General features: G+C 40.3%; 16 protein-coding genes and 5 tRNA genes. 2 read left to right on the top strand and 19 right to left on the bottom strand.

Annotated elements, in window-relative coordinates; translation table 11 throughout:
- Positions 1-29: 29 nt before the first annotated feature.
- The 5 genes from rplB to rpsJ are packed head-to-tail and all read right to left on the bottom strand — an operon-like array spanning position 30 to position 2,783.
- Positions 30-863 carry a 50S ribosomal protein L2 gene (gene rplB / locus EKM69_RS00415; protein WP_125706995.1) on the bottom strand — a complete coding sequence of 278 codons (834 nt, stop codon included), beginning with the start codon at positions 861-863 and terminating at the stop codon, positions 30-32.
- A gap of 16 nt (positions 864-879) precedes the next feature.
- Positions 880-1,167 carry a 50S ribosomal protein L23 gene (rplW, locus tag EKM69_RS00410; RefSeq protein ID WP_125706993.1) on the bottom strand — a complete coding sequence of 96 codons (288 nt, stop codon included), beginning with the start codon at positions 1,165-1,167 and terminating at the stop codon, positions 880-882.
- On the bottom strand, positions 1,167-1,790 hold the full coding sequence (gene rplD / locus EKM69_RS00405) for a 50S ribosomal protein L4 (protein WP_125706991.1): 624 nt from the start codon (positions 1,788-1,790) through the stop codon (positions 1,167-1,169). The genes rplW and rplD overlap by 1 nt, the downstream gene beginning before the upstream one ends.
- 17 nt (positions 1,791-1,807) lie before the next feature.
- Complete coding sequence (gene rplC / locus EKM69_RS00400; RefSeq protein ID WP_125706989.1) at positions 1,808-2,443, bottom strand: 50S ribosomal protein L3; 636 nt, start codon at positions 2,441-2,443, stop codon at positions 1,808-1,810.
- A 31-nt stretch (positions 2,444-2,474) separates the two neighbouring features.
- Positions 2,475-2,783: a 30S ribosomal protein S10 gene (gene rpsJ, locus EKM69_RS00395; protein ID WP_125706987.1), complete on the bottom strand. Its 309-nt coding sequence runs from the start codon at positions 2,781-2,783 to the stop codon at positions 2,475-2,477.
- Positions 2,784-3,064: 281 nt separating this feature from the next.
- Here rpsJ and EKM69_RS00390 point away from each other — a divergent pair, with 281 nt between their 5' ends.
- Positions 3,065-4,222 (top strand): CPBP family intramembrane glutamic endopeptidase, encoded by a 1,158-nt coding sequence (locus EKM69_RS00390; RefSeq protein ID WP_125706985.1) that lies wholly within the window; start codon positions 3,065-3,067, stop codon positions 4,220-4,222.
- A gap of 424 nt (positions 4,223-4,646) precedes the next feature.
- Here EKM69_RS00390 and fusA read toward each other — a convergent pair whose 3' ends face one another.
- The 3 genes from fusA to rpsL are packed head-to-tail and all read right to left on the bottom strand — an operon-like array spanning position 4,647 to position 7,690.
- Positions 4,647-6,740 (bottom strand): elongation factor G, encoded by a 2,094-nt coding sequence (gene fusA, locus EKM69_RS00385; RefSeq protein WP_125706983.1) that lies wholly within the window; start codon positions 6,738-6,740, stop codon positions 4,647-4,649.
- A 34-nt stretch (positions 6,741-6,774) separates the two neighbouring features.
- Entirely contained in the window at positions 6,775-7,245 is a 471-nt protein-coding gene (gene rpsG / locus EKM69_RS00380; RefSeq protein WP_125706981.1) for a 30S ribosomal protein S7, read from the bottom strand.
- Between the two features lie 31 nt (positions 7,246-7,276).
- On the bottom strand, positions 7,277-7,690 hold the full coding sequence (gene rpsL / locus EKM69_RS00375; RefSeq protein ID WP_125706979.1) for a 30S ribosomal protein S12: 414 nt from the start codon (positions 7,688-7,690) through the stop codon (positions 7,277-7,279).
- A 238-nt stretch (positions 7,691-7,928) separates the two neighbouring features.
- On the opposite strand from rpsL, the gene EKM69_RS00370 reads away from it, so the two are divergent.
- A complete protein-coding gene (locus tag EKM69_RS00370) occupies positions 7,929-8,600 on the top strand; it encodes a prepilin peptidase (protein WP_125706977.1) in 672 nt (223 codons plus the stop codon).
- Here the strand turns inward: EKM69_RS00370 and EKM69_RS00365 are convergent, their stop codons facing one another.
- From EKM69_RS00365 to dusB, 11 genes are all read right to left on the bottom strand, one after another.
- Positions 8,601-9,425, bottom strand: coding sequence for an alpha/beta hydrolase (locus EKM69_RS00365; protein WP_125706975.1), 825 nt, complete (start codon positions 9,423-9,425; stop codon positions 8,601-8,603).
- Positions 9,426-9,989: 564 nt separating this feature from the next.
- Positions 9,990-13,664: a DNA-directed RNA polymerase subunit beta' gene (gene rpoC / locus EKM69_RS00360; RefSeq protein WP_125706973.1), complete on the bottom strand. Its 3,675-nt coding sequence runs from the start codon at positions 13,662-13,664 to the stop codon at positions 9,990-9,992.
- Positions 13,665-13,698: 34 nt separating this feature from the next.
- Complete coding sequence (rpoB, locus tag EKM69_RS00355) at positions 13,699-17,319, bottom strand: DNA-directed RNA polymerase subunit beta (RefSeq protein ID WP_125706972.1); 3,621 nt, start codon at positions 17,317-17,319, stop codon at positions 13,699-13,701.
- Between the two features lie 256 nt (positions 17,320-17,575).
- Complete coding sequence (locus tag EKM69_RS00350) at positions 17,576-20,095, bottom strand: ATP-dependent Clp protease ATP-binding subunit (RefSeq protein WP_125706970.1); 2,520 nt, start codon at positions 20,093-20,095, stop codon at positions 17,576-17,578.
- 1,090 nt (positions 20,096-21,185) lie between these two features.
- A tRNA-Pro gene (locus tag EKM69_RS00345) sits at positions 21,186-21,259 on the bottom strand.
- Between the two features lie 16 nt (positions 21,260-21,275).
- Positions 21,276-21,347 (bottom strand) — tRNA-Gly (locus tag EKM69_RS00340).
- A 4-nt stretch (positions 21,348-21,351) separates the two neighbouring features.
- Positions 21,352-21,424: transfer RNA gene (locus tag EKM69_RS00335), tRNA-Thr, on the bottom strand.
- Between the two features lie 33 nt (positions 21,425-21,457).
- Positions 21,458-21,540, bottom strand: a tRNA-Leu gene (locus EKM69_RS00330).
- A gap of 39 nt (positions 21,541-21,579) precedes the next feature.
- Positions 21,580-21,652: transfer RNA gene (locus EKM69_RS00325), tRNA-Val, on the bottom strand.
- Positions 21,653-21,920: 268 nt separating this feature from the next.
- Positions 21,921-23,417 carry a lysine--tRNA ligase gene (gene lysS / locus EKM69_RS00320; protein ID WP_125707264.1) on the bottom strand — a complete coding sequence of 499 codons (1,497 nt, stop codon included), beginning with the start codon at positions 23,415-23,417 and terminating at the stop codon, positions 21,921-21,923.
- A 56-nt stretch (positions 23,418-23,473) separates the two neighbouring features.
- A complete protein-coding gene (dusB, locus tag EKM69_RS00315; RefSeq protein ID WP_125706968.1) occupies positions 23,474-24,478 on the bottom strand; it encodes a tRNA dihydrouridine synthase DusB in 1,005 nt (334 codons plus the stop codon).
- Positions 24,479-24,506 lie beyond the last annotated feature (28 nt).

The following is a 24,506-nucleotide window of genomic DNA, read 5'->3' as shown; positions in this document are numbered from 1 at the left end:
GTCCTCCTTATATTATTCCTGCGAAATGATTACTTACCTTTTCTATGACGAACAATAAGCTTTTCAGATTTGGCATGTGATGAACGAGTTTTCTTACCTAAGGTCTTCTTACCCCATGGTGACATTGGTGATGGATGACCGATAGGAGCTTTACCTTCACCACCACCGTGTGGGTGATCGTTAGGGTTCATAACTGAACCACGAACTGTAGGTCTGAATCCTAACCAACGCTTACGTCCAGCTTTACCAATCTTAATTAATTCATGTTGTTCATTACCAATAGCACCAACTGTTGCACGGCAAGTTGATAGGATCATACGAACTTCACCTGAAGGTAAACGTAAAATTGAATATTTACCGTTTCTACCTTGTAATGAAATTGATGTACCAGCAGAACGGCCGATTTGACCACCCTTACCAGGTTTCATCTCAACGTTATGAATAACTGTACCTACTGGAATGTTTTCTAGTGGAAGAGCATTACCTGGTTTGATATCTGCATCAACACCTGATTGAACTTTTTGTCCAACTTCAAGTCCCTTAGGAGCTAAGATATATGATTTAACACCATCTGAATAGTGTAATAATGCGATGTTAGCTGTACGGTTTGGATCGTATTCGATAGCCTTAACTGTAGCTTCGACATCATCTTTTGTACGTTTGAAATCAATGATACGGTAGTGTTGCTTGTGTCCACCACCACGGTGACGAACTGTAATATGACCGTATGAGTTACGACCAGCTGTATGGCTTTGTGAGTCCAACAATGTCTTTTCAGGAGATTTCTTAGTAATCTCGGCAAAGTCAGAACCTGTCATATTACGACGACCGTTTGTGGTTGGTTTATACTTGATAATCGCCATTATTTGACCTCCTTAATTATTCTTCATCAAAAATCTTAATTTCATCTGAATCTTCTGTAAGTGTAACAATAGCTTTACGACGTTTTGCTGTGTAACCAACATAACGACCTTGGCGTTTCTTCTTACCTGAAACATTCATGATATTTACTTTTTTAACTTTTACACCGAAAATTTCTTCAATAGATTGTCTTACGTTAACTTTGTTAGCATCTAAAGCAACATCAAATGTGTACTTCTTGTCTGCCATTGAATCCATTGAGTTTTCAGTAACGACTGGGCGAATAATTACGTCTCTTGCGCTCATTATCCAAGCACCTCCTCAATTTTAGAAAGTGCTGCTTGTGTAACTACTAATTTCTTAGCGTTGATAACATCTAGAACGTTAACACCTTCAGGTGCAACAACTGTAACTTTATCAATGTTTCTTGCTGATAAAGCAACATTGTCATTTCCGTCTTCAACAACTACAAGAGCCTTTCCATCAACACCAACTTGTGTAAGTAATTGTGCGAATGATTTAGTACTTGGCTTGTCGTATGAAATTGAGTCGATAACGATCATGTTACCGTCAGCAGCTTTTTGTGAAAGTACAGACTTCAATGCTAAACGGCTAACTTTTCTAGGAAGATGGTATGCATATGATCTAGGTGTGGGACCGAAAACAGTACCACCGCCAACCCATTGTGGTGAACGGATTGATCCTTGACGAGCACGACCTGTTCCTTTTTGACGCCATGGTTTCTTACCACCACCACGTACTTCAGAGCGGTTCTTAACATCGTGTGTACCTTGTCTCAAAGTAGCACGTTGCATAATAACAGCATCAGTAACTACAGAGTTGTTTGGTTCAATTCCGAAGATTGAATCATTTGCTTCAACAGTACCATTTTCAGCACCGCTGTCTTTATAGGCTGTGATTTTTGTCATAACTCAGTTCCTCCTTCCTATTTTGTATTAGCTTTAACAGCTGTTTGGATTTTAACTAGTGAGTTGTTTGCACCAGGGACATTACCCTTGATCATGATTGCATTCTTGTCTGCATCGATCTTAACAACTTCTAGGTTTTGTGTTGTCACGCGGTTGTTACCCATACGTCCTGGTAGCATCTTACCTTTGAATACACGGTTGATGATGGCACCCATTGAACCAGCAACACGGTGGTATCTAGAACCGTGAGTTTCAGGACCTCTAGCTTGTCCGAATCTCTTGATGTTACCTTGCATTCCGTGTCCCTTTGTTGTACCTGTAACGTCGACAATATCACCTGAATTAAATGTATCTACTGTAACTTCTCCACCTAATTCGTAATCTCCCATTTCCACATCGCGGAATTCGCGAGTGTAATGTTTAGGAGTTGTGTTTGCCTTTTCTGCATGACCTTTGGCAGGTTTATTAGTTAGAACTTCGCGACGGTCTTCAAAGCCAAGTTGAATAGCTTCATAACCATCTGTTTCTGCTGTTTTCACTTGTGTAACAACATTAGGTGTTGCTTCAACAACTGTAACAGGAACTAATTCGCCGTTTTCAGTGAAAATTTGAGTCATTCCAATTTTCTTACCAAGAATTCCTTTTCTGGCCATGTTTGCACCTCCAATAATTTATTTTTATTTATTATAATTTGATTTCGATATCTACGCCTGATGGTAGATCTAACTTCATTAATGAATCAACTGTCTTAGGTGATGGATTAACGATGTCAATAAGTCTTTTATGTGTACGCATTTCGAATTGTTCTCTAGAATCTTTATGCTTGTGTGGTGAAGCTAACACTGTATAAAGTGAACGTTCTGTTGGTAAAGGAATTGGTCCTGAAATTTCAGCACCAGTTCTCTTTGCTGTTTCCACAATCTTGTCAGCTGATTGATCTAGGATACGATGTTCGTAAGCTTTCAAGCGAATGCGAATTTTTTGACTTGCCATGGGGTTACCTCCTTTTTGTCTCTTTCAAGATGACCGGCTCCGTGAAAATATCCAACAGCTCTGCCGTGGCAAAGCGGCCGGGCGTGTCGCAACCTCTCACTTCTATGCCGTCGATATTTTTAAATACCAATAGGCGCATACTTCTCCTATGAAATAAGCACTTTTCTTATAATACACGATTGGACCGGCATTATCAAGGATTTTTTTAGTTTCAATTGAGAAAAACTGACTTGCATTAACACTATGGCATAATAGAAATAAATCATTATGGGAGAAATGTTATGCTCAAAACAAATTCAGTCCAACATCGGTTATTTTACACGCAATTGGTTTTAAATTCCACCATCATTTTGTTTTTCGCCATATTTAAAAGCTTCACAGCATTTGAGCTTATAATAGTAGTTAACTTTCTTGGACTGCTGATCCACGATAAACCCGATGGATCTAAATTCGACAAAGTAAATCGATTACTGCAGTTATTAGTCCAGCCGTTCCTGATCCCCCTAGCCGTCAATCAATTGATCATTTTGACCCAGGAATCTATTGACTGGCAAAATCCGGCATTGTTGGCCATCGTTTTACTGTATGCCTCAATAATGTATATTCCCTACACCTACGTAGTAATTGCTCCTCTAAAAAACATTATCGCCCGCATTGCTATTATTATTTATAGTTTTCTTTTCCCAGCATCAACTTCATTGGATCAGATCACAGGTTCTACGATCATCAATAGCAACAAGTTAATTCGCCTTTTGTCCGACACAATGTTTTCCGCAGCAATTATCATTGTAGTGATGTTGTTAGTCATGATGATCCAATGGCAGCAACATCTCCCTCGCGTGAAAAAGTTACCTTCCAGCAATTGGTGGATCATCATTGCAATAATCATCTTTACTGTTTGGTTTGCCATGTGGAATGCTTTTTCTAACGGAGACAGTTTAATAGCTTTTAACTTCAGTCATCTTAAAATAACTTGGTCGAGTACCTTAGGAGGATTAGAAGCCGGGATCGCCGAAGAATTTATATTCAGATATGCTATTTTAACGTTACTTTTGAATTACCTTTATAATAGAAGAAACAGAACTTATTATGCAGCAATAATCAGCAGCTTATTGTTCGCTGCACTCCACGGCAGCAACGCATTAGCCGGTCAAGACCTAGGTAATACAACCATCCAAATAATCTTCGCCTTCGCATTAGGATTTTACTTCGCAGCAATCTACATTTACACTAACAATTTTTATTTAGTAGTATTCTTCCACAGTTTATTAGACATACTAGTCTTCTATACGACTGACACGCAACTAATGACGGGAAAAGTCACCACAGCCGATATATTTGGCACAGTAATCGAATCAACAGTCTTCGTCATCATTGCAGTACTGATATTGGCAAAGCATCAAGACGAGCAGACGAAGAGGAATTTACATTTTTACTAATACAAGCATTAATGATCCAACAGATTTTTAAACAAGAAAAGATCAACAAGATAGAAATCGAAGAAAAAAATCGTAAGGCTGAAACAATAATAAATACGAATATCCAACCAAAACAGTCTAAGAAAGAAAAAATAAGTACCGTACCCCCACCAACACGAAGAAGTTTGTAACACCTTAATTCGCCGTCAGCCGCGAAATTTTCGTTTGCACGGCATGGGCCGTGCTTACGAAAAGGTCAAGCTTTGAGATGTCCAAGGCGGTCTTCCTTGGATAGCTCAAAGTTGGCCCGCAGCGTTCCACGGCGCAATTCCCGGAACCCTCCACAGAACCGGCAGTGAACCACCACCCAAAATACCACCACAACAAAAGTTAAACACAAAAAAAAGAGATCATCCTACAAAAAGGACGATCTCTTTTTTTAAATTTATTCAGCGTTACCGCCGTTTTTCTTAATAATTTCAGCTTGGATTGACTTAGGAACTTTTTCGTAATGATCAAATGTCATTGTGAAAGTACCACGGCCTTGTGTAGCTGAACGAAGTGTTGTGGCATAACCAAACATTTCTGAAAGTGGAACGAATGAGTTGATAAGTTGAGCGTTTCCACGTTCTTCCATACCTTCAATACGTCCACGACGAGCTGTAACTTGTCCCATAACATCACCTAAGTAATCTTCTGGAGTTACAATTTCAACCTTCATGATAGGTTCAAGAATAACAGCACCAGCAGACTTAGCTGCGTTACGTAGAGCGATTGATGCAGCAATTTTGAAGGCTGCTTCAGATGAATCGACTTCGTGGTATGAACCATCATACAACTTAGCCTTAACATCGATCAATGGGTATCCAGCAAGAACACCGTTTTCCATTGATTCTTTCAATCCTTGTTCTACTGAAGGAATGTATTCACGAGGAACAACACCACCGACGATGGCATCTTCGAATTCGAAGCCTTTTCCTTCTTCATTTGGTGTAAATTCGATCCATACGTCACCATATTGACCTTTACCACCAGATTGACGAACGAACTTACCTTGAGCCTTAGTTGGTGTCGTGAATGTTTCACGATAAGCAACTTGAGGTTCACCAACTTTACATGCAACCTTGAATTCACGCTTCATACGGTCAACCATGATATCCAAGTGCAATTCACCCATTCCGGCAATCAATGTTTCACCAGTTTCAGGATTTGTTTCAGCTTGGAAAGTTGGATCTTCTTCAGAAAGTTTTTGGATAGCAACATCCATCTTATCTCTATCTTCCTTTGAATCAGGTTCGATAGAAACTTGGATAACTGGATCTGGAATATCCAATGATTCAAGGATCAATGGATCTGAAGGATCTGTAAGTGAGTCACCTGTTGTAGTATTCTTCAAACCGATAACAGCAGCAATATCACCAGAGAACACTTCAGGGATTTCCTTACGGTGGTTAGAGTGCATTTGTAGCAAACGACCAACACGTTCACGCTTGTCTTTAGTAGCGTTAAGAACGTATGAACCTGATTCTAGTGATCCTCTATATACACGGATGTATGTTAGACGACCAACGAATGGGTCAGTAGCGATCTTAAATGCTAAACCAGCAAATGGTTGGCTATCGTCAGCTTTCAATTCAACTTCACTATCATCTTTAGGATCAGTAGCCTTATAAGGACGTACTTCAAGTGGAGATGGTAGATAATCAACAACGGCATCCATCAACATTTGAACACCCTTATTCTTGAAGGCAGAACCTGCAAGAACTGGGAAGAACTTCAAGTTGATTGTTGCTTCACGGATTGCTTTACGGATCTCATCGTTTGAGATTTCAGCACCATCAAGGTATTTTTCCATGATGCCATCATCAACATCAGCAACGGCTTCGATCAATTCAGCACGTTTTGCTTCTGCTTCTTCTTTATACTCGTCAGGAACATCAACTGTATCCCACTTTGTACCTAGCTCATCTTCGTCATAAAGGTCAGCTTTCATTTCAAGAAGGTCAATAACGCCTTCGAACTTGTCTTCGGCACCGATAGGCATTTGGATAGCATGTGCATTTGCATCTAGACGTTCGTGCAATGTTTCAACTGAGTAGTCGAAGTTAGCACCGATCTTATCCATCTTGTTAACGAAGACGATACGAGGAACACCGTATGTTGAAGCTTGACGCCAAACGTTTTCAGTTTGAGGTTCAACACCAGATTGAGCATCAAGAACTGTAATAGCACCATCAAGAACACGGAGTGAACGTTCAACTTCGATTGTGAAGTCAACGTGTCCTGGGGTATCGATGATGTTGATACGGTTACCTTTCCATTCAGCTGTTGTAGCAGCAGATGTAATAGTAATACCACGTTCTTGTTCTTGGGCCATCCAGTCCATTTGTGAAGCACCATCATGTGTTTCACCAATCTTATGGATTTTACCAGTATAGTAAAGAATACGTTCTGTAGTTGTTGTCTTACCAGCATCAATATGGGCCATGATACCGATGTTACGAGTTTCTTCTAATGGAAATTCACGTTTATTAGCCATTAAAAATCTTATCTCCTCTCAGATTTACTGAATTCTACCAACGATAGTGAGCAAAGGCACGGTTGGCATCAGCCATCTTATGTGTGTCTTCACGTTTCTTAACAGCAGCACCAGTATTGTTTGCTGCGTCCATAATTTCGTTTGCAAGTCTTGCGTCCATTGTGTGTTCACCACGTAGACGAGCGTAACTTACGATCCAGCGTAAACCTAATGTTGTACGACGATCTGGACGTACTTCAATAGGAATTTGGTAGTTAGAACCACCGATACGGCGAGCCTTAACTTCAAGAACTGGCATAACATTGTTCATGGCTTCTTCGAAGACATCCAATGGTTCGTTACCAGTCTTATCTTTAATAATATCAAATGCGCGGTAAAGAATTGATGAGGCTGTACCTCTTTTACCGTCATACATCAAATGATTGATCAAGCGTGTTACTAATTTTGAGTTATACATTGGGTCCGGCAAAACGTCACGTTTTGGAGCGCTACCTTTTCTTGGCATATTAAATTCCTCCGTTAATATTCTTATCTAATTATTTCTTAGGTTTCTTAGCACCGTATTTAGAACGGCTTTGCATACGTCCATCAACACCGGCTGTATCAAGAGCACCACGAACAACGTGATAACGAACACCAGGTAGATCCTTTACACGTCCACCACGAACAAGAACAACACTATGCTCTTGCAAGTTGTGTCCGATACCAGGAATATATGCTGTTACTTCGATAAGGTTTGATAGTCTAACACGGGCATACTTACGTAGAGCAGAGTTAGGCTTCTTAGGTGTCATTGTACCGACACGAGTTGCAACACCACGTTTTTGAGGTGCTGGGTTCTTTGTAGCAATTTTCTTCATACTATTGTAGCCATAGTTCAAAGCAGGTGCATCTGACTTTGAGCTTTGTGACTTACGGCCTTTACGTACTAATTGATTAATTGTAGGCATTCAGAGTTCCTCCTAAAAATTTAAGTACACACATCCAGGTGGTTCACAATTTTGAAAAAATAATAAACCACTAGAGTGGCGTACAGTTTGAGCTTATATTTATAAACAATACTTATTTGCTGCCAATAAAAGCACGTCTATTAGAATAACATCTACCTCACCTAGTGTCAACGGCGGAAATGACTAGATTCAAAAAGAATTTGAAAAAAGTTGCGTAATCTATTTTGAGGTGATTAAAATGCAATTATTTTATTACGTATTGATCTTCTTTATTGGTGCTTGCATCGTTTCGTTTGCGACCGTCTTCGTCAGCGATTTTACTCATCAACAAGTCTGGTCTCACAAAAGATCTAACTGCGACAACTGCCACAACCAAATCCCGTTTTATTATACCATCCCTATCGTCGGATATTTAGGGGCATTTGGTAAATGTAGCAAATGTAACTTCCCGATAAAAATCTGGTATCCCATGAGTGAATTGATCGGTGGCTTGATGCTATTATCCGCCGCAATTTTCAGCCACAGTTTAATTTGGTTTTTAACAATATTTTTTAGCCTAACTCTACTGGCGTTATCAGACTTTCAGTTCGGATATATTTATTCCTACTATTACCTACCATTGATCATCCCTGCCCTATTACATTTTTCACAGCTGTACTTATTGGAAGGACTATTTGTCTATTTTTTAATGTACGTTTTTCAAATAACAACTAAGTCGGTTGGGATCGCTGATGTCGAAGTCTTGGCAATTTTGACCGTCTTACTGGGATACGTTAATGCCGTGTACATTTTATTTTTTGCATGTTGTCTGTGTTTAGTAGTCCATTTTTTCCAAAAAAAAAGATCATATAGATTCATCCCTTATTTGTCGGTAGCGACAGGGATAGTCTATTTGATCTTTATTGATTAACTAAACGATTGGTAAAACACCAATTTGGTCGAGCCAGTTTAAGCACAATGGCCACCACTTGGACACTTGATGATTCAAGTAATGATCATCGCCTGGTTCTTGGACTTGATATGTAGCTAAGGCTGTTCCGTGAGGACCGCTTGAGAACAAGTGTAACTCGTAAGGAATGCCGACTTCTTGTAACTTAGTTGCATAAACCAATGAATTAGTAACTGGGACCGTTTGATCTGTCACAGTTTGCCAAATGAAAGTTGGCTTAGACGATTTTGTCACTGTGTCTTGAGACTTCCAGAACTTATGATCTGGACTCATTTGTGCTGCTGCGTCCAAAGTCTTAGGCCAACCGAGCGTCATATCAGTAACAGAATAGCCAATAATATTAGCACAAGGCATGGTTTTGAGTTCTTCTGGGAAAATATCTTTTCTTGTAGCTTCGTTAGTCATTAATGAATTGAAGTTAGTAACAATACTACCACCAGCTGAAAAACCGACTAATAAGATCTTATCTAAGTCGATCTGTTTAGCTTCAGCTTGATCACTGAGCCAATTCAACGTAGTAGCGAGCTCTTGTAAAGCTAATGGGAAAACTGACTTTCCATCTTTTAATAATTGATAGTGTAAAACAACAGCGTGAATACCTGCTTGAGCAAAATTTAAGGCAATAGGTTGCGACTCTCTATCAGTGTGGAAGTTAAAACCGCCACCAGGCATAATGATGGCAATAGGATGCTTAACTTCTTTCTTAAAATCACTGATCTTATCAAGAAAATAAGTATCCAGATCAAAGGTAGTATCTTGATACTTTAATGTTTGATTCTCTAACATATGTCTCCTCCTCCAAAATAAATCAGACGGCGAAAAAACCGCCAAATGGAACGTGGCATCATACACAAATATGACACTCATTATTCAACAGTATAGCACTCCCAAAGTTTCTCAAGAAAGAAAGGCTGAAAAAATCAAGCATAATCAAGTTACTACTAAAAGTAAAATCATGATTCATTAAAAGCATCAAGAACACCAATAAAAATCAACAAGATAATTCGAGCAGCAAAGCTCTTAAGACTCAAGAAAAATCAGGCACAATCTCCCCAACCAAACAAACATACTACTATAAATCTAAGTACCGTACCCCCACCAAAAGAGTGGAGGGAATTCGCCGTCAGCCGCGAAATTTTCGTTTGCACGGCATGGGCCGTGCTTACGAAAAGACCCAGCTTTGAGATGTCCAAGGCGGTTTTCCTTGGATAGCTCAAAGTGGGTCCGCAGCGTTCCACGGCGCAATTCCCGGAACCCTCCACAGAACCGGCAATGAACCACCACCCAATCTACTACCAAAAAAAAGATCTAACATTCAAAAAACGAATGTTAGACCTTTTAATTTAAAAACTATTTATTACTTTCTTCTTGTTTCTTAGCATCTTCAGCCTTCATTTGCTTTTCGATGTCAGAAATTGTGTAGGCACCGTTTAAAGAGTTTGCAGCCATTGGGCCTGTCTTCTTTGGTTCCATATGGTTGTACTTAGCCATACCTGTACCAGCAGGGATAAGTTTACCAATAATAACATTTTCTTTAAGTCCAAGAAGTGGATCGTTCTTACCACGAATAGATGCGTCTGTAAGAACTCTTGTTGTTTCCTGGAAGGAAGCAGCTGACAAGAAACTGTTTGTTTCAAGTGAGGCTTTTGTAATACCAAGTAAGACTGGACGTCCTGTTGCAGGAATGCCACCGTTGATCAATGTCTCACGGTTGTGATCTGTAAATTGAGAAATGTCCATCAATTCACCTGGTAATACGTCTGTATCACCTGGATCAAGAACACGGATCTTACGAAGCATTTGTCTGATCATAACCTCGAAATGCTTATCAGAAATATCAACACCTTGCATACGGTAAACTTTTTGAACTTCAGCAAGTAAGTAGTTTTCTGTTGTTTGAACACTTGTGATCTTGATTAATTCCTTAGGATCAATTGAACCAGTTGTTAACTTAGCACCACGTTGGATGACGTCACCTTCGGCAACGGCAACACTTGATGTATAAGGAACACTGTAAGTTCTTGAGTCAATGTTACCTTCAACAGTGATCTCTTTTGTATGTTCTGCAGGGTTTTCATCGATGGCAGTAATTGTACCGTCAACTTCTGAAATGATTGCAAGACCTTTAGGGTTTCTAGCTTCAACGATTTCTTGAACACGAGGAAGACCTTGTGTGATATCGTCGCCACCAGCAACACCACCGGTATGGAAGTTTCTCATAGTCAATTGTGTACCAGGTTCACCGATTGATTGAGCAGCAACAGTACCAACTGCTTCACCAATTTCAACTTCTTCACCTGTAGCAAGGTTACGACCATAACACTTCTTACATACACCGTGTTTTGTATTACATGTAAATGCTGAACGGATTGTAACTGTCTTAACACCAGCATCTACGACTTTTTGAGCCATGTCTTCGTCCATCATTACACCACGAGGAACAATTACGTCACCTGTTTCAGGGTCTTTAACTGTCTTTTGAGTATAACGACCAACTAGACGGTCAAACAATGGTTCGATCATGTCAGTACCTTCAGTAATAGCACTTACTTCAAGTCCACGATCTGTTCCACAGTCTTCTTCACGTACGATAACATCTTGAGCAACATCAACTAGACGACGAGTTAAGTAACCTGAGTTAGCTGTCTTCAAGGCTGTATCGGTCATACCTTTACGAGCACCGTGGGTCGACATGAACATTTCCATAACTGATAGTCCTTCACGGAAGTTAGAAATAACAGGGATTTCCATCATACCACCATTAGGGGCAGCCATAAGTCCACGCATACCTGCTAGCTGAGTAAAGTTTGAGATGTTACCACGGGCACCGGAGTCAGACATCATTGAGATAGGGTTTGTCGGATCAAATGAGTCGATCAACAATTGTTGGATCTCATCTTTAGTATCGTTCCAAACACTAATAACACGATCATGTCGTTCTTCGTCAGTGATAAGTCCACGACGGAATTGCTTAGAAATAGATGCAACTTGTTTGTGGGCTTTGTCGATGATTTCAGGTTTTTCAGTTAAGTTAGGAACGTCTGTAACACCAACTGTTAGTCCAGAATATGTACAGATCGTGTAACCTAATTCCTTCATGTCATCTAGTAGTTCTGAAGTTCTTTGAACACGATAGATCTTGAAGATTTGAGCAATGATATCACTTAAGTAACCACTCTTAAGTGGGTCGATCAATTCCATCTCATCTAGACGATCTTCGATATTTGCTCCCTTTTCAAGGAAGTACTTGTCAGGAACACCATTGATAAGGTTGTCATCAGTAGGTTCATTTAAGTATGGGAAGTCTCCTGGCAAGATTTCGTTAAAGATAACTTTACCAACACTTGTGATCATAACTTTATCACGTTGGTCTTCTCTAAATGGTTTGTTTGGCATTGATGAAACAGAAATACCAATTCTTGTATGGTAATGAACATCACCATTTAACAAGGCCATTTTTACTTCGTTGATGTCTTTGAAGATCTTACCTTCGCCATCCATATGTCTTGTTTCGATTGTAAGGTAGTAGTTACCCAATACAACGTCCTGTGAAGGTGTAACGATAGGTTTACCATCTTTAGGAGCAAGGATATGGTGAGCAGCGAGCATTAACATACGTGCTTCAGCTTGAGCTTCGTCTGATAGTGGCACGTGGACAGCCATTTGGTCACCATCAAAATCGGCATTGTAAGCTTCACAAGCTAATGGGTGAAGACGAATTGACTTACCATCAACCAATACAGGTTCGAAGGCTTGGATACCAAGTCTGTGAAGTGTAGGGGCACGGTTAAGTAGAACTGGACGTTCTTTGATTACGTCTTCTAGTACATCCCAAATGTCATCATCTTGACGATCGATCTTTCTTCTGGCGTTTTTAACGTTTGAAGCAATCTCTCTTTTAACTAATTCATGCATTACGAATGGTTTGAACAATTCCAATGCCATTTCACGAGGAAGTCCACATTGGTAGAACTTAAGTGTTGGTCCAACATCAATAACTGAACGTCCAGAGTAGTCAACACGTTTACCAAGTAAGTTTTGACGGAAACGTCCTTGCTTACCTTTAAGCATGTGTGAAAGTGACTTCAATGGTCTGTTACCAGGACCTGTAACAGGACGTCCACGACGACCGTTATCGATCAAGGCATCGACAGCTTCTTGAAGCATTCTCTTTTCGTTTTGAACGATGATGTTAGGAGCATTTAAGTCCAACAATCTCTTCAAACGGTTGTTTCTGTTAATTACACGACGGTACAAATCGTTCAAGTCGGAAGTAGCGAAACGGCCACCTTCTAGTTGAACCATTGGACGTAAATCTGGAGGAATAACTGGAATAGCATCCATTACCATCCATTCTGGCTTGTTACCAGACTTTTGGAAGGCACTCAAAATATCTAATCGTCTAATTGCACGTGTACGTTTTTGACCTTGAGCGGTCTTCAAAACTTCACGTAAACTCTTAACTTCTTCGTCCATATCAACTTGGCTAAGAAGTTCTCTGATACCTTCGGCACCCATCTTGGCAACAAACTTGTTACCAAATTCTTCGCGCTTCTTACGGTATTCAGATTCTGTAAGTAGTTGTTTCTTCTCTAGGTCTGTATCGCCTGGATCGATAACTACGTATGATGCAAAGTAAATAACTTCTTCAAGGTTTCTTGGGCTCATGTCCAAAACTAGTCCCATACGTGATGGGATACCCTTGAAGTACCAGATATGTGTAACAGGAGCTGCTAATTCAATGTGAGCCATTCTTTCACGGCGAACTTTTGAACGAGTAACTTCAACCCCACAGCGATCACAAACAATACCCTTATAGCGGATACGTTTGTACTTACCACAGGCACATTCCCAGTCTTTAGTTGGTCCGAAGATTCTTTCATCGAACAGACCATCTTTTTCTGGTTTCAAAGTACGGTAGTTGATTGTTTCGGGTTTCTTAACTTCACCATAAGACCAGCTACGGATCTTATCGGGAGAAGCCAAACCAATTTGCATACTTTCAAATTTATTAACGTCTATCAAAAGGTAACCTCCCTAACATGCCAAATTTTAACTATTATTCTGATTTTGTTTCTTGTGAACTGTTAGATTGTACAGTCGAATTACCTTCTTCTGATTCTAACTTCTTAGCTTCTTCTTCAGCACGTTTTTGTTCTTGTTGCTTAGCAAATTTCGATAATGCGTCAATACTTACTGTATCGTCATCGTCATCCATATCTCTAAGTTCAATTTCTTTTTGGTTATTGTCAAGAACTTTCATATCAAGTCCAAGAGCTTGTAATTCTTTAACAAGAACACGGAATGATTCAGGAACACCTGGTTTAGGAATACTTTCACCCTTAACAATGGCTTCATAAGTCTTAACACGTCCAACGATATCATCAGACTTGTATGTCAAGATTTCTTGAAGTGTGTAAGCAGCACCATAAGCTTCTAATGCCCAAACTTCCATTTCACCAAATCTCTGTCCACCGAACTGTGCTTTACCACCAAGTGGTTGTTGTGTAACTAGTGAGTAAGGTCCGATTGAACGAGCGTGCAATTTATCATCAACCATGTGGGCTAACTTCATGTAGTACATGACACCAACCGCTACACGGTTCTTGAATGGTTCACCAGTACGTCCATCATAAAGGATCGACTTACCATCTGAATCCATATCAGCTTCTTTAACGATATCCCATAGTTCTTCGTTTGTAACACCATCGAAAACAGGTGTTGCAACGTGGATACCCAGTTTTCTAGCAGCCATACCTAAATGAAGATCAAGAACTTGTCCGATATTCATACGGGATGGAACACCCATTGGGTTCAACAAGATATCAACTGGTGTACCGTCTGGCATGTAAGGCATGTCTTCTTCAGGAACAACGATTGAAACAGTACCCTTGTTACCGTGACGACCAGCCATCTTGTCACCAACTTGGATCTTACGTTTTTGAGCGATGTAAACACGAACCATCATGTTAACACCTGGGTTCAATTCGTCGCCGGCTTCACGAGTGAAGACTTTAACGTCTTGAATAATACCGCCACCACCGTGAGGTACACGGAGTGATGTATCACGAACTTCACGAGCTTTTTCACCGAAGATAGCGTGCAATAGACGTTCCTCAGCAGATAATTCTGTAACACCCTTAGGTGTAACTTTACCTACTAAGATGTCACCGTCACGAACTTCAGCACCGATACGGATAACACCGAACTCGTCGAGGTCCTTCAATGATTCTTCACCAACGTTAGGAATCTCACGAGTGATCTCTTCAGGTCCAAGTTTAGTATCACGTGCTTCTGATTCATACTCTTCAATATGGATGGAAGTATATGCATCTTCACGAACTAATTTTTCTGAAAGTACGATAGCATCTTCGTAGTTATACATGTTCCAAGTCATGAAGGCGATCAATGGGTTTTGACCTAGAGCTAATTCTCCACCTTCCATGGCAGGACCATCGGCAATGATGTCACCAACTTTGATCTCTTCCCCCTTACGAACGATTGGTCTTTGGTTGTATGACTTACCATTATTTGAACGACGGAATTTTGTAACTTTGTATTCATCGATCGTGCCGTCATCGTCACGTTCGATAGTGATCTTCTTAGCATCAACATATTGAACTGTACCAGCATGTTGTGCAATCAAAGCAGCACCAGAGTCATGGGCTGCGATATATTCCATACTTGTACCAACTAATGGAGCATGTGGATTGATCAAAGGAACAGCTTGACGTTGCATGTTAGCACCCATCAAGGCACGGTTCGAGTCATCATTTTCCAAGAAAGGAATACATGCTGTAGCAACAGAAACTACTTGACGAGGTGAAACGTCCATGTAGTCGACTTTTTCAGCCGTTGTTTCGATGTTGTCATCTTTGTAACGAGCCAAAATTGTTGTATCAGCAAATGATCCATCATCGTTCAACTTAGTATTAGCTTGAGCAACGATGTAGTTATCTTCTTCGTCAGCTGTTAAGTAATCGATCTTATCAGTAACGTTGTGAGTTTCCCATGATACACGACGATATGGTGTTTCAATGAAACCATATTTATTAACGATAGCGTATGAAGCCAAGTTGTTAATAAGTCCGATATTAGGACCTTCGGGTGTTTCGATAGGACACATACGACCATAGTGAGTATAGTGAACGTCACGAACTTCATATCCGGCACGATCACGAGTCAAACCACCAGGTCCAAGGGCTGATAGACGACGCTTGTGTTCTAGTTCTCCAAGTGGATTAGTTTGATCCATGAACTGTGAAAGTTGTGATGAACCAAAGAATTCCTTGATTGAAGCAACTACTGGTCTAATATTGATCAATTGTTGAGGTGTAACAGTTGATGAGTCTTGAATTGACATTCTTTCACGTACAACACGTTCCATACGTGACAAACCAATTCTAAATTGGTTTTGAAGTAATTCACCGACTGAACGAATACGACGGTTACCCAAGTGGTCGATATCATCAGTTGATCCGATACCTTCTTTTAAGTTCAAGAAGTAGTTCAAACCAGCTAAAATATCAGCAACTTGGATTGTACGGTTGTGTTCATCAATGTGACCATTACCAATAATGTTTACGACTTTTTCGTTGTCATCTTGTGAGTAAACCTTGATGATTTGAAGTGTAACAGGGTCTGTTTGAGCACCTTCGTCTGAAGGTTGAACAGTAACTGTCTTGAAATCATCACGATCTAAATAGTCACTCAACTTGTTCATAGCATCACGGTCAATGACTGTGTCTTTAGCTAAGACAACTTCACCAGTGTCAGGATCAGCCAATGTTTCTGCTAATGTTTGGTTGAGCAAACGATTCTTGAGGTTTAACTTCTTATTGATCTTGTAACGACCAACAGCAGCTAAATCGTATCTACGTGGGTCAAAGAATCTAGCATAAAGCAATGAACGAGAACTGTCCGCAGTCTTAGGTTCACCAGGACGTAGTCTTTCATAGATATCCTTCAAAGCTTCTTCAACACGTGAGTCTGAAGTATCTTTGTGAACATCCTTTTCAAGAGTACGGTTCAATGTATCATTTTCGTCGAAGATGTCTAAGATCTCAGCATCTGAACCGAAACCAAGAGCACGAACTAATTCAGTGATCAAAAGTTTTCTAGTTCTATCAATTCTTACATATCCTAAACCTTTGGCATCAGTTTCATATTCCAACCAAGCACCACGGTTAGGGATAACAGTTGTTCCATAACTAATACGACCGTTCTTATCAGTATCAGCATTGTAATAGATACCAGGAGAACGAACTAATTGTGAAACGATAACACGTTCAGCACCATTAATAATGAAAGTACCTTGTTCTGTCATTATTGGGAAGTCACCAAAGAACACGTCTTGAGTCTTGATTTCACCAGTTTCATGGTTAGTCAATTTCAAAGTAACGTGTAATGGGGCTGAATAATTAGCATCATGTTGTCTAGCTTCTTCAACTGTATATTTTGGTTCGAGAAGCTTGTAGTCAACATATTCCAAAGAAAGGTTTCCAGCAAAGTCATCGATTGGCATAACGTCATCAAACATGTCTTTTAGACCTTCATCTAAAAACCAGTTGTATGAGTTTTGTTGAATATCGATAAGATTTGGTAGTGGAAGTACTTCCTTGATCTTGGCATAACTACGACGAACACGGTGTGCACCATAATTTACGTTATGAAAAGTCAAATTCTTCACCTCAACATTTATTTTTGCTCAAAAAGTTGCCGTTAGAAATGTTACAGTTTCGTTACATTTTGCCTGAAAACGGTTTTAAAACCTGTTTTAGGGCAAAAAAAAACCAAAAATAGAAACTTTATTTCCATCTTTGCTTTTTTCTATACGGCATCGCTGCGGACAATAGATCGCAGTTTGCGTTTTGAACTTTAAATCTCAAGAGCCATATTACTAGCCTTAATCCACTTTGTCAATGGAAAAAGCTTAATTAATTCTTGACTTTGTCACTTTTTTTATTATCGTTCAAATTCTTATTTGTTTTGTCATTTTTCTTAGTTGGTTTGGCAATGTTGATCTCAAGTTTGCCCTTCTTCGAGCCAACCTTGATCGTATCGCCTTCTGTAATGTTGTTCATTAATAGCAACTCACTTACAGGATCCTCGATCTCACGTTGGATCGTCCGTCTCATTGGACGAGCACCATACTCTGGATTGTATCCATCTTTAACTAAATCATCATGTGCTGATGGAGAAATAGATAGTTTGATATTTCTCTCCTCAAGTCTCTTTCTAAGATTGTTACTCATAATCTTAGCGATAGCTTTGAGTTGCTCTTTATCAAGAGCCTTGAAGACAATTGTTTCATCAATACGATTCAAAAATTCTGGTCTAAAGAATTTCTTCAATTCAGAATCGATACGTGATTGCATCTCTTTAAAGTCGGTTCTAACATCTTTAGCGCCAAATCCAACCTCACGGTCATCCTCTAGAGAACGAGCTCCCAAGTTAGAAGTCATGATAATGATCGTATTTCTAAAGTCAACTTTGCGTCCCTTAGCATCAGTTAAAATACCATCATCTAAGACTTGTAACAAAATGTTGAATACATCTGGATGGGCCTTTTCAACCTCATCTAGTAAGACTACTGAATAAGGTTGGTTTCTGATCTTCTCAGTTAATTGACCACCTTCATCAAAGCCAACGTATCCAGGAGCTGAACCAATTAGTTTAGAAGTACTGTATTGTTCCATGTATTCTGACATATCAACACGAATCAAGTTGTCTTCTGAACCAAACATTACTTCAGCAATTGATTTTGCCAGTTCGGTCTTACCAACACCAGTAGGTCCAAGGAACATGAATGAACCAATTGGTCTGTTAGGATCTTTCATACCACTTCTAGCACGACGGATAGCACGAGATACGGCACTAATAGCACTGTCTTGACCAACAACCCGCTTGTGGAGTTCTTTTTCAAGATTTAAGAGTCTTTCGCTTTCCTTCTTAGTGATCTGTGTTACTGGAACACCAGTCCAGTCAGAAATGATCTCAGCGATATCAGTTTCTGTAACTACCGGCTTCTTTTCTTTACCGTCAGCTTGCTTTTGCTTGTAGTCTTCGATATCAGCTTGCAAGTCTTGTTCCTTTTCACGAATCTGAGCAGCCTTAGCAAAGTCTTGATTCAAGATAGCCGTATTCTTTTCATCGATCAATTTCTTCGATGCAAGGACCATTTGTTCCAACTTATTGTTCTTCTCAGAATTGTGGATCCGAACTTTAGCTGAAGCTTCATCGATCAAGTCGATAGCCTTGTCGGGCAAGAAACGGTTAGTTAAGTATCTAGTTGATAAACGTACCGCAGCTTTAACAGCTTCATCAGAAATGGTTAAACCATGATGTTGTTCATAACGTGGCTTCAAGCCTTCCAAGATCTGAACTGATTCTTCTGCAGTAGGTTCCTCAACGTATACCTTAGCGAAACGACGTTCCAAAGCAGTATCTTTTTCAATGTACTTTTGATATTCGTTTGATGTTGTAGCACCGATCAATTGCAACTCACCACGTGCCAAAGCAGGCTTCAAGATGTTAGATGCATCAATAGCACCTTCGGCACCACCAGCACCGATCAAAGTATGCAACTCGTCAATGAATAAAATTACGTGCTTATCAGCATAAATTTCTTCAATGATTTTCTTCAAACGGTCCTCGAACTCACCACGATACTTAGTACCAGCAACTAATGAGCCCATATCAAGCATCATGATCCGTTTGTTTTGCATGTCAGCTGGGACATCCTTTTTGATGATGGCTTCTGCAAGTCCTTCAACGATAGCAGTCTTACCAACACCAGGTTCCCCAACTAAAACAGGATTATTCTTAGTCCGACGACTAAGGATCTGAATAGTTCTTTCGACTTCACGTGACCGACCAACAACAGGATCGACCCGATTGTCAGCGGCCAGCTTAGTCAAATCACGGGCGAGTGAATCCAAAGTAGGAGTACCAGCTTGAACAGCCTTCTTCTTTTGATTCATACCAAGGCCACGACGAGCACCCTTGTTACTCATACCCATCTTACTTAATAGTAAGTTCTTAGTCTTAGTCAAACTAAGACCCAAGTTAGTTAAAATTCTATTTGCTAAATTATCAGTATCATCCAAAATAGCTAGCAAGATATGTTCAGTACCGATCCGACTAGAACTATATTGGTTTGAAACAGTTTCAGAACTGGAAAGGATTTGTTGTCCCTTAGGTGAGTAAGGAAGGTAAATCCCACTAGCAGCATTAGCCGACGTGTCGCCGTAACCGGTAAGATGTTCGATTTCTTCTTGAACGTCTCGATCGCTAACAGCTAAATCACGCAAAGTAATACCAGCAATACCATCATTTTCCATAGTTAGACCTAGCAAAATGTGTTCAGTTCCAACAGCATTATGATGAAATGTCTTAGCCTGCTCTTGAGCCAAAACAAGTGCGTTTTTCGCGCTTTCAGTAAACACCTTGTCCATAATAGTTACCTCGACTTACTTATTTACTTGTGATGAAAGTATAATTCTGATAAATAAAATTGCAAGTGAAACACTCGCAAACACATCAGATCTCTAACATCTCCTAAACATTACTCCACCTGAATCTAAAGCAACCATAACATTATTGTTCTTCGATTCAAACAAATTGGTTCAAAAATAAATTCATGTATTTAATGAATATTTTACCAACAACTTCAATATGTTTCATCAATAAAGACTTGAAAGATGAAAGATAATTCAAAAAAGGTCTATATAAAATGTTTAAGGATAATAATATTAGTGTTTTTGAAAACAATTGTAAAGAGATTGGACTTAATAAAACATAAATGTAGAAAATAAAAAGCTAATGAAGTGTTGAGATGTGATTGAAGCACAGTAAAGAACAGTCAACAACTACTAATGCCGATGGAGCTGGAGCGAAGCAACGGCGACACCCCACCGACCCTTTGAGCTGGAGCGAAGCAACAGCGAAGAATTATCAATAAAAAAACAGACAAAAATAATCCTAAAAATATTAATTGATAAAACAAAACAAGCCCAAGGCGGGAGCAAAGCGACAGCCCGAGAGAAGAAAACGAATCTCAAAGAAACAATCATGGCAGCAAAAACCGTCAGGAATAAAAATAAGCGGAGCGAAGTCCCGCGCACTGCAAGGCAGCAAGGAGAACAACCAGAACAAATCTAGCGCATAAAAATAGGAAGCACCTATTCCCCAACTAAAACAAAAGGGGATTTGATCTATCTAGACGGAGGGGCCCGGGATACACAACTCAGCCGCCAGATTCCTCTTGGCGATGAAGGAGCATAGAGGAAGGCTCGTATTGGAGATGTCCGGGCGAACTTCCCGGATAGCTCCAATCGATGCCGGCAGCGTTCCAGTGTGTGTATCCCGGGCCCCGGAGTCGGCATTGAACCACCACACCAAACTACTAACTCAACCTCCAACCACCAAAAATCACCAACGCCAGCACAAGCAAAACGCCTCTGTCCGCCCAACTCTCATACACCCTTCTCGGAGCAATAAAAAAAGCAACCGTTATAAAAACGATTGCTAATCCCAATATATGAATCGGGAAAACAAGATTTGAACTTGCGACCCCCACGTCCCGAACGTGATGCTCTACCAAACTGAGCTATTTCCCGATTAACTAACACTAAAAGCGGAAGACGGGATTCGAACCCGCGACCCCCACCATGGCAAGGTGATGTTCTACCACTGAACTACTTCCGCAAAATGCCGACTAGAGGATTCGAACCTCCGACCCCCTGTTTACAAGACAGATGCTCTGCCAACTGAGCTAAGTCGGCGACATTTACAATTATGATTTAATTTAAAACCAATACGGGTGAAAGGACTTGAACCTTCACGTCCAATGGACACTAGAACCTAAATCTAGCGCGTCTGCCAATTCCGCCACACCCGCAAAACTATAAAACTGTAAACCATTAAGCAAAATGCTTAATGGAGGATACAGGGATCGAACCTGTGACCTCCTGCTTGTAAGGCAGATGCTCTCCCAGCTGAGCTAATCCTCCATGTCTTTGAAACAACTATATTAGTATACCGTTTGAAGATAATTATTGTCAACAAAAATTTGACGATTTGTTAGCAATTTTTTTCGAGCATAACTTGCTGGTGGTTGATCCACCTTCATCCCTACTTGGACAATCGATAACAGTCTTAAATCAAACTCGATCAATTGGCTAATTCAGCTTTTTAAACGGTATTTATTTATCATATCAAAGACGGTCAAAAAAGCCAGAAAAATCGTAAAAAAAAAGCCCACTTCCGTGGACTTATTGATTATTCTTCTTCATTGTTTTCAGAATTGTCTTCAGGTCTCATAGTTGGGAACAAGATGACATCACGAATCGATGGTGCATCTGTTAATAGCATAACTAGACGGTCGATTCCGATTCCTAAACCACCTGTTGGAGGCATACCGTATTCCAATGCTTCGACGAAATCGTCATCGATGTGTTCGGCTTCGTCATTTCCTTGTTCACGTTCTTTAGCTTGGGCTTCAAATCTGGCTCTTTGATCGATGGGATCATTTAACTCAGTGAAGGCATTTCCAAACTCGTGACCTAAGATGTAGCATTCGAATCTGTCAGTGAAGTCAGGATTGTCTTTTGACTTCTTAGCTAATGGAGAAACTTCTAGTGGGTATTCGTAAACAAAAGTAGGTTCTTTCAAAGTGTCTTCAACGAAATTGTCGAAGAACTCAGAAATGATGTGACCTACGCCCCAGAATTCTTCATACTTAACGCCTTTTTCGTCAGCAATCTTACGAGCATCTTCTAGTGACATATCTTGACTGAAGTCTACGCCTGTTTGTTCCTTGATAGCATCGACCATCTTGATTCGTTTGAAAGGCTTGCTTAGATCGACTTCTTCACCTTGATAAGTGAACTTTTGTGTACCTAAAGCTTTATCAGCTGCGTGACGGAAAATTCCTTCGACTTCTTTCATGACATCAGTCATATCCCAATATGCAGCGTAAGTTTCCAAACTAGTGTATTCCGGATTGTGTTGTGTATCCAATCCTTCATTACGGAAAGCACGACCAATTTCATAAACTCGTTCAAAGCCACCAACGATCAAACGCTTCAATGGCAATTCAAGCGCAATTCTCAAGTACATTTGCATGTCTAAGGCGTTGTGATGAGTAATGAATGGACGGGCACTGGCACCACCGGCTTGAGTATTCAACACTGGTGTTTCCACGGACATGAATCCTTCGCCATCAAGATATTCTCTCACAGCAGCAATGATCTTAGTCCGCTTTTGGAATCTGTCAAAACTATCTTGGTTAGCGATCAAGTCCAAATATCTTTGACGATAAATTTGTTCAACGTTAGTTAAACCGTGGAACTTGTCAGGTAATGGACGGAGTGATTTAGAAAGCATAGTTACGTGGTTAACTTTGATCGTCAACTCACCCATATCAGTTTTCATGATCTCACCGTGGATTCCTAAGTGGTCACCTAAGTCTGAACGCTTAAAAATGTGATAGTTTTCTTCGCCGACTTCATCTTTACGGATATAGATCTGGATTCTTCCAGAACGATCACGGATGTCAGCAAAACCAACTTTACCCTTACCACGTTTTGAGACCATACGACCAGCAATTACAACGGGAAGATCTTGTTCTTCAAGAGTTTCCTTGTCTTCATCACCATATTTGTCATGGATCTCTTGTGCTAGAGCTGTTCTTTCAAAGCGTGAGCCGAATGGATCTACGCCTTCATCATAAAGTTCTTGGAGTTTTTCACGGCGAACTCGTAATTGGTCATTCATTTGTCTTTCTTCGCCAGTTAGCTTCTTCTTGTTACTCAAATTCTTTTCCCCTTTTCCTAGGAAGCTTTGCTTGATTTCATTTCGCGCTTCTCGTAGTTATCAACAAATTTATCCAGAATATCAAATACTTCTTTCATGGTATCAGCTTCCATGACTTGGGCACGTGTCCGCACAGCATGAGGGATACCTTTGAGATAGTACGCAGCTTGTGTTCGGAATTCTGGAACTCCGACTTTCTCACCCTTTAAGTCTACCAGACGTTCGAGCTGAATTTTAGCTGTATTTATTTTTTCACGAGGTTCTGGTTCTGGTAACAGTTCGCCAGTTTCGATGTAATGCTCCATCGCGTTTAGTTTCCACAAGTTACCCAAGACGGCACGACCGACCATAGCGGCGTCTGCGCCAACTTCTTCGATCATGTATTTAGCATCTTGCGGTGTTTTGATATCACCGTTACCCATGAATGGGATTGTTAACTTGCTAGCAACTTCGTGGAGGATCTCCCAGTCAGCTTGGCCTTGATAAAATTGAGCTTTCGTCCGACCGTGCATAGCAATCGCACTGGCACCACCAGCTTCAGCAGCTAAGGCGTTTTCGACAGCATAAATATGATCACTGTCCCAGCCTGTTCTCATCTTAACGGTCAACGGCTTGTCGATAGATGAACTGATTGCGTTGACTACTTGATAAATTTTATCGGGATCTAACAACCATCTAGATCCGGCATCTTCTTTAGTGACCTTTTTGACGGGACAACCCATGTTGATATCAATAATATCACAGTCGGTGTTCTCAGAAACAAACTGAGCAGCCTTGACTAAGTTCTCTTGATCCCCACCAAAAAGTTGAATGCTCACGGGATGCTCGTTAGGATCTACCGAAAGCATACCAAGGGTCTTTTTATTTCGAAATTGGATTCCTTTATCGCTGACCATCTCACAGACGACCATGCCAGCACCAAACTCACGGGCAGTCAATCTGAATGACTTATTCGTGATCCCTGCCATTGGTGCAACGACGATTTGATTCGGAATCGTAACGTTACCTATTTTCCATTCCATTACGAGTACCTCTATTTTTTCAGTTACA

The sequence above is a fragment of the Companilactobacillus zhongbaensis genome (assembly GCF_003946515.1).
Lineage (GTDB): Bacteria > Bacillota > Bacilli > Lactobacillales > Lactobacillaceae > Companilactobacillus > Companilactobacillus zhongbaensis.
This window is presented reverse-complemented; position numbering and strand designations above follow the sequence as displayed.